Source organism: Gilvimarinus sp. 1_MG-2023, assembly GCF_030548285.1.
Window position 1 is genome coordinate 1 of sequence record NZ_JAUOSC010001062.1, and the last position, 269, is coordinate 269.

The window sequence follows — 269 nt, forward strand, 5'->3', positions numbered from 1 at the left end:
GTGATGGGCCTGCCGGTAAGTTTTCTCGCCAGTTTTTTTCTGATGCTGCAGTTTGGCATATCAATCAATATGATGAGCATGGTGGCGTTATTGCTGGCGCTGGGCATTCTGATGGACGATGCCATCGTTATTGCCGAAAGCATCGCCGAGCAACGCCAGCGTGGTCTGTCGCCACTGGATGCCGTTGTAACCGGCACCCGGCGCGTCGCCCGAGGCGTCTTGTCATCCTTCCTGACCACCGTCATGGTGTTTGGTGCACTGATAGGACT

At 55.4% G+C, this 269-nt stretch carries 1 protein-coding gene; it reads left to right on the forward strand.

Annotated features, from left to right (window positions below):
- Positions 1 to 269 (forward strand): efflux RND transporter permease subunit (locus tag Q4563_RS20120; RefSeq protein ID WP_303605774.1); only part of this gene is annotated, 269 nt, incomplete at both ends.